Source organism: Actinomyces polynesiensis (genome assembly GCF_000820725.1).
GTDB lineage: Bacteria > Actinomycetota > Actinomycetes > Actinomycetales > Actinomycetaceae > Pauljensenia > Pauljensenia polynesiensis.
The window spans coordinates 1-5,765 of the sequence record NZ_CCXH01000217.1 but is presented as its reverse complement, the minus strand read 5'-3'; the positions used below and the strand labels follow the sequence as shown (position 1 = coordinate 5,765).

Sequence of the window (5,765 nt, the reverse complement as noted above, 5' to 3'; positions counted from 1 at the left end):
AGTGTCCTCGGCGTCATCGGAACCCTGCTGTTCACGGCCATGGCCGTCCTCTTCGGTGTGCCCGCCGTCAGGGGCCGCGCCGGCACCCTGCCGAGGGGCTCCGCCCTGGGACTGCACAACCGGGAGGTCGAGGCCTCGGACCGGGCGTGGGAGGTGGCGCACCGGGCGGCCTGGCCGATCCTGGCAGCGGGGTGCGCGGTGGCGGTCTTCCATGCGCTGGGCTGCCTCATCGCGGGCCTCGGGATGGGCGCGGACGGCGTTGCGTTCACCCGGGTGCTGGTGCTCTCGGGTCTCGTGGTGACGGTCGGGCTGTGGTTCGTCGCCTCGGCCGCAGGCGTCAACGCGGTGAAGCACCTCGGACCGGAGGACCGGGAGGACCCGGAGAGCTGACTCACCTGTCACGCCCCTGATGACCAGGTGGGGTCTCGGTGCCGCTGCACCCCGGAATCAGCCCATCTCGCGCGTCGAGACCCCACTTCGTCATCATCACCTGAGGCAGTCGACCTGCAGACCCAGCCCGTGAGCCGAAACCGCCGCGCCGAACCCCGGTTCGGGGTTGCCCCGGGCCCACCGCACGGGGACGATGGCCGGATGCGCCTCCCCTTCCTGCAGCTCGACGTGTTCGCGACGACGCCGTACTCCGGCAATCCCCTCGCCGTGGTCCTGGGGGCGGAAGGGCTGGACACGGACCGCATGCGGGCGATCTCCTCGTGGACGAACCTCTCGGAGTGCACCTTCGTGCTGCCCCCGACCGAACCCGGCGTCGACCACCGGGTCCGCATCTTCAGCGGGCGCACCGAACTGCCCTTCGCCGGGCACCCCACGCTGGGCACGGCTGCGGCGTGGGTGCACTCCGGCGGTGTCCCGCGGGTGGACGGGACCATCGTGCAGCAGTGCGGTATCGGTCCGGTGGAGGTCGCCCACTCCGGTGACCACTTCGCCTTCGCCGCCCCGGCGACGCTCCGGGAGGGTCCGGCCTCCTCCGAGGACCTCGCGCACGCCGCCGAGGTCCTCGGCACCAGCCCCTCCGCCGTCGAGGAGGCACGCTGGGTCGACAACGGACCCGGTTGGTTGGGGATCCTCCTCCCGGACCCGGAGGCGGTGGCGGCCCTCAGGCCCGCGGCCGTCCCCGGGCAGGCCTGTTCCATCGGGGTCATCGCCCCCACCGGTCCGGGCGACGCAGATGCCTTCGTGGTCCGGACCTTCTTCTCGGAGACGGACGGTCCGCTGGTCGAGGACCCGGTCACGGGCAGCTTCAATGCCTCCGCGGCCCAGTGGATGATCGCCTCCGGCCGGGCACGGCCTCCCTACACGGTCCGCCACGCGGACAACTCGGCCGGGCGGGGCGCGTGCTCCTCACGGAGTCGGAGGGCACGTTGTGGGTCGGGGGCACCGCACGGGTCAGCGTCGAGGGAACCATCGAGGTCTGAGCCCGTTCCCCCGCAGTCCCGGCAGCCCCTCCCTCCCCTCACACGCCCGTCTGTCCCCGGGCCTGTTCTCCCCCGGGCCGCCTCTCCGCAGGCCCGCCCTTCCTCAGGCGCGTCGCAGGGCCGCCCCGACCGACTCCTCCAGGGGTGCCTCGCCCTCCTCCCCGAGCATCCCCGCCAGGTCCTCCGACGAGAACACCCGTGGCCCCGCCAGGAACGCGACACGGGCCGAGACCTCCTCCTCGGGCACCCCCGTCCTGCGCGACCAGGCGAGCCGGTACAGGCGCAGCTGGGTCAGGTAGTAGCGGAGCACCTCGGGTGAGGTGAGCTCCGAGGGCACCCGCCCGGACTTCCAGTCCACGACGGTGTCGTGACCGTCCCCGTCCCGGAGGACGGCGTCGATGCGCCCCTGGACGGACACACCCCCGACCTCGACCGCGAAGGGCTCCTCGATCCCGACGGGGGTGTGGGACGCCAGCAACGGCAGGGTCCGGAAGTGTTCCTGCATGGCTGCGAGCCGACCGCGTTCCTGCCCGGAGAGCATCTCCTCGCCGGGCACCGGTTCGTCCCAGAGCTCGCCGCTGGTCTGGCGCAACTGCCGCTCGGCCCAGGAGTGGAAGATCGTCCCCAGTGCGGAGGCCTCCGACGGTTCGGCGGGCAGGGGGCGACGCAGGTCCAGGGCGAAGCCCGCGGGGTCCTCCAGCAGTCGCGACACACTCGTGGCCGGGAGACGCTCAGGGGTCACCACCACACTGCGGCGTTCCTCCCGCAGGGCGCGTTCCTCCAGGAGGGCGCGGACGTCACGGGCGAGGGGGTCCTCCCCCAGTGAGTCGAGGACCTCCACGGCACCCAACCCGAGGTCGGCGACCTCGAGCCGCCGCTCGGCCACCCGTTGGGCGGAGGCAGTGACCAACTCCCGCGAGCGCCCCGGTCTGCGCGGGAACTCCGCGGGTCCGGAGGCCTCGACGAGGGCGGCCGCGGTCTCCTCGTCCGGGCGCGGGACGATCGCGGTGTCAGGATCGCTCGAGGTCAGGCCGTCCACGAGCGGCTCCATGAGGTAGCGCGAGGGTGGGCGCGGGGACTTCGCGTGGTCGATCCAGGACCCGGTCATCAGCAGCGCGGAGCGGGCACGGGTCAGGGCGACGTAGGCCAGGCGTCGCTCCTCGCGTTCCATGTGACGCCCCATCTCCTGGGCGTAGGGTCCGACGACCCACTTGTTGAAGGCTGCCTGGGGTGTACGGCCCTCGCTGAGGTCGGGGACGAAGACGGGCAGGCAGTCGGCGTCGCGCCGCACCGGGTAGGGAAGCTCGTCCACCTTGCCCAGCCACCCCAGTGTGGGCTGGGGCTCCTCCTGCCAGGTGCGCCCCTTGTGTGCGTTGTACTTGGGGAAGACGCCGTCGTCCATGGCGAACACCGCCACGGAGTCCCACTCCAGACCCTTGGCGCCGTGGATGGTCATGATCTGCACGGCGGCGGGGTCCGGTTCCACGGCGGGTCCCGCCAGTCCGGACTCCTCGTCCTCGGCGACGGAGAGCCAGGTGAGGAAACCCCTCATACTGGCCCCCTGGGCGGAGGCCTCGAAGTCGGTGGCGACGTCGACGAAGGCGTCGAGGGACTCCCGCCCGGTGTTGAGCAGGGGGTCGGCGGTGACGTCCTCGGCGAGCCCCAGGATCGCGATCGCGCGCTCGACCTGCTCCACGACTCCGCGGCCCGAACCGCGACGCACCGCACGCAGGCGACGCCCGAGGACCCTCACGCGCTGCGCTGCGGCCTCGGTGAACGCAGGCATGCCGGGGCGGGGCGTCCAGCCGGCCTGCGGAGGCGTGTCGACGGCGTCGAGCAGCAGCGTCTCGGGACGCTCCACGGTGCTGCCGCGGCGGGCGAGGTGGCGCGACCACTCCCCCAGGACCCGCAGGTCCGCGGACCCGAGGTCGAGGTTCGCCAGGAGCCTGACCACCCACGGGGAGTTGGTGACGTCCACCCCCAGCTCCAGGGCGGCACGCAGGTCCGCGACGGCGGGCTGGTCGAGCAGGCCGCCCAGGCCGATGACCTGGGTGGGGATGTCCCGGGCGCGCAGCGCCTCGTCGACCGCCTGGAAGTCGCGCCGACGCCGGCACAGGACCGCCGCGCTCGCCATCCGCGACCCGCGGGGCACGCGGTGCGCCTCGACGAAGTCGGCGACGGCCTCCACCTGGTCGGCACGGTCCAGGGTGTAGGTGACCTCCACCGTCCCCGCGCCCGCGCCCTCGCGTGCCCGGAGCACGGGGGAGACGGCGTGGACGGCGTGGTCGCGCAGGGGACGTGCCACCCGGTTGGCGACGTCGAGGACCATCCGGTCGTTGCGCCACGAGGTCGACAGGGTCAGCGTCTGGTCGGGACCGGCCTCCCGGCCGGGCTGGAAGCGGTCGAGGAAGCCCTCCAGTGAGGCGGCCGACGCCCCGCGCCAGCCGTAGATCGCCTGGTTGGGGTCGCCCACCGCGGTGACGGGGTGGTCGTGGAAGATGCGGGAGAGCAGTTCCATCTGGACGACGGAGGTGTCCTGGAACTCGTCGAGCAGCACGGCGCGGTGGTCGCGCCGCAGTGCCTCGCACACGTCGGGGGCCTCGGTGACGATACGGGTGGCCAGGGAGAGCTGGTCGGCGAAGTCCAGGACCCCGGCCGCGCGCTTGCGGCGGTCGAACTCCTCCACCAGGTCCAGCAGCGCCAGACGCATGTCGTTCGAGGCGATCGCGTTCGCGAGGTGCGAGGTCGGCTTGCCGACGGCCTCCAGTTCCGCCCCGAACCAGCCCAGCTCCTCCCGGGCCCGGTCCAGGGTGAGGTCGTGCTCGGCGATGTGGCCCGCCAGGGAGAGGCTGCGGTGGACGACCGTGGAGGGCGAGGCGTCCCCGGGGAGCTCCCCCCGCCAGGACTCCACGATGTCGGTCATCATCTGGACGGCACCGGCCTGCCCGAGCATCCGGAAGTCCGGGTCCACGCCGATGCGCAGCCCGTACTCGGACACGATGCGCTCCGCGAAGGAGTTGTAGGTCAGTGAGACGGGGTCCCCTGCGTCCTCCAGCCCCGGCAGCGAGTCGGCCAGGCTGCCCAGTCGGTCGCGCAGCCGCGAGCCGAGTTCGGCCGCCGCCTTGCGGGTGAAGGTCAACCCGAGGATGGACTCCGGATCCATGCCCTCGTGCGCGACCAGCCACAGGACGCGCATCGACATGGTCTCGGTCTTCCCGGAGCCGGCGCCCGCGACCACCAGGACGGGCCGGGAGGGATCGGCCTCGATGACGGCGACCTGTTCGGGGGTGGGGACGTTGCCCCGGAGGAGTCGGGCGATGCCGAGGGCGTCGGGGCGCGGGTGGTCGTTCATACGAGGGTCCTCCGTCCCTGGTCCATGGCGGGGCAGCTGCGTCGGAAGGGGCAGTGGCGGCAGGCCTGCTCCGAGGGGGTCGCCCGGAAGGTGCCGGCACGCATGGTGTCCGCCAGGTCCTCCAGGTCCGTCCTCCACCGCTCCAGGTGTTCGCCCTCCAGGGCGCCCTGGAGTCGCTCCTCCACCTTGCCGTTGCCGAGGAACACGAGCCGCGCGCCCGTCACCGCCTCCCCCTGGGCCAGGAGGGCGACCTGGTAGGTCGACAGTTGGGGGTGCTCCTCCGCGCCGTCCCTGGTGACCGAGGGTTTCCCGGTCTTGAGGTCGACGATGCGCACGCCCTCGTCCACGACCTCGAGGCGGTCGATGGACCCGGTGATCACGAGGTCGCCGACCGGGACCCGCACCGGCACCTCCACCCCGACCTCTCCGGGGACCCCCTCCATGTAGGTCGCGAGTGCCCGCACGACGGCCTCGGCGTGGGCGTGCTCCCGCTGGCCCACCCAGGTCGACAGGTCGTGTCCGACCTCCTCCCAGGCGGCGTCGAGCTCCTCGAGCATGACGTCGAGGGGACCGTGGGGGTGACGTTGGGCGATGGCGTGCACCAGGGTACCGAGCTGCTGGGCGCCACCGGAGGAGGGCGAACCCCCCGCCGAGGCCAGGAACCACTTGAGGGCGCACTCCCGGGCGGACTGCACCTTGGAGGGGGAGAGGAACACGGGTCCCTCTCCCAGCACGGGCTCCTCGGTGGAGAGACCACCCGCCCCCGTCCACCCGGCGGGGTCGGCGGAGCGCACGCCCTCCCCTGCAAGGACGGCCAGGAGGGTGGTGGCGGTGTCACGGCGGGGCGTGTCGTCGGGTTGGGCCGCGAGGTGCCGGAGGCGACCGACCTGACCGGGCAGGTCCAGCGAGGGAGGGACCGGCTCGAGGGGGACCTCCCCGTCGACCAGGTCCACGGGGGCGTGGCGGGCCACGATGTCCAGGAA

3 protein-coding genes and 1 pseudogene are annotated in these 5,765 nt (G+C 72.9%); 2 read left to right on the top strand and 2 right to left on the bottom strand.

The window, feature by feature from the left end; genetic code table 11:
- Positions 1 to 390, top strand: a 390-nt coding sequence (locus TA90_RS15170) for a hypothetical protein (RefSeq protein WP_052450713.1), incomplete at its 5' end; no start/stop codon positions are given.
- 201 nt (positions 391 to 591) lie between these two features.
- Positions 592 to 1,287, top strand: a pseudogene (locus TA90_RS15620) (PhzF family phenazine biosynthesis protein); the annotation flags it as partial.
- Between the two features lie 246 nt (positions 1,288 to 1,533).
- On the opposite strand, the gene TA90_RS09310 reads toward TA90_RS15620, so the two are convergent.
- Positions 1,534 to 4,782, bottom strand: a complete 3,249-nt coding sequence (locus TA90_RS09310; RefSeq protein WP_052450712.1) for an ATP-dependent helicase — start codon at positions 4,780 to 4,782, stop codon at positions 1,534 to 1,536.
- Positions 4,779 to 5,765: RecB family exonuclease (locus tag TA90_RS09305; RefSeq protein WP_043535928.1), on the bottom strand; the 987-nt coding region annotated here is incomplete at its 5' end. The genes TA90_RS09310 and TA90_RS09305, both read right to left, overlap by 4 nt.

Bases quoted from the DNA above. Each gene is read 5' to 3' on its own strand.
- TA90_RS09310 (WP_052450712.1), bottom strand. From the start codon at position 4,782: ATGAACGACCACCCGCGCCCCGACGCCCTCGGCATCGCCCGACTCCTC.